Origin of the sequence: Enterococcus diestrammenae, assembly GCF_049384045.1 — a bacterium.
Lineage (GTDB): Bacteria > Bacillota > Bacilli > Lactobacillales > Enterococcaceae > Enterococcus_C > Enterococcus_C diestrammenae.
Genome location: NZ_JBMRGR010000042.1, coordinates 1 through 1,253 on the forward strand (window position 1 = coordinate 1; position 1,253 = coordinate 1,253).

The 1,253-nt window shown below is 44.1% G+C and carries 1 protein-coding gene; it reads left to right on the forward strand.

The annotated features are described in order from the left end of the window. Window positions 1–1,185, forward strand: a 1,185-nt coding sequence (tnpC, locus tag ACO03U_RS13715) for an IS66 family transposase (protein ID WP_423104960.1), incomplete at its 5' end; no start/stop codon positions are given. Between the last annotated feature and the right edge of the window lie 68 nt (window positions 1,186–1,253).

The following is a 1,253-nucleotide window of genomic DNA, read 5'->3' on the forward strand; positions in this document are numbered from 1 at the left end:
GGACGCAAATTAGCACGCACAGAGTTGAATTATGTTCCTGCTCATTTAGAGAAAAATGAGTATTACGAAGAAGCTTATGAATGCAGGGAATGCAAGAAGAATGGACAAAACAATATCCATCGTTCAGAAGCACCTAAACCAGCTTTGCCTAAGAGCTTAGCTGGCCCTAGCTGTTTAGCGAATACCATCTATCAGAAACTAGAAATGAGCCTTCCATTTTATCGTCAGGAAAAAGAATGGCTACGCCATGGGTTAGCTGTCTCAAGACGAACCTTGGCCAACTGGCATAATAAAAGCCTTCTGGAATGGGGCGTGCCGCTATACGAAGCTATGAAAAAAGAACTTCTCCAGCAGGAAGTCTTATCCGCAGACGAGACGGTTTATCAAATTTTGTATCGTGAAGATGGCAAACCAGCTACTAGTGATTCTCGTATCTGGCTCTTTCGGACCGCAGAGACGGCACCAGTTCCGATTATCCTTTACCACTCTTCTGAAACTCGAAGTTTTGCGGTGGCAGAAAGCTTCCTTCGTGGATTTAAAGGATTCCTCCATTGTGATGGTTATCAAGTTTACCAGAAACTTCCTGATGTTCTACTTCAAACCTGTTGGGCACATGTTCGACGTAAATTTATCGAAACCAACGATCCTTATGGACAAGGAGCAGTAGGCGTGAGGTATTGCGATGAATTGTTTCGATTGGAGCGGATTTGGAAAAAAGAAGGGCTATCTGGTAAGGAGCTGTTAGTCAAACGTCAAACTGACGCAGCAACTTTAGTACAACACTTTTGGGATTGGATGGAAGGGCTAGTCGTGATGAAAGGACCATTACGAAAAGCAATCAACTACACCTTAAAACTCAAAACGAGCTTAGGTGCCTTTCTAGAAAACAGTCAGTTGGTCATCTCCAATAATCTCGCAGAACGCAGTATTCGCCCGGTTACAGTGGGACGTAAGAACTGGAATTTCAGTACTAGCCCAGAAGGAGCAAAAGCGAATGCCATCGGCTACAGCCTCATTCAAACCGCTAAGGAAAATGGCTTGGAGCCTTTTCGTTATTTGACCTGGCTGTTTACTGAACTACCCCAGCAAGAGATTTTCCAACATCCGGAACGGGTCAAAGATTATCTGCCGTGGTCAGCACAGGCGAAGCTTGCTTGTACGATGACCAACAAAATAGCAAAATAGCTCTAATCTCACTAAATTTTAGTGAGACTAGGGCTATTTGTCGATGCGTTGGATTATTTCCCGCTTAC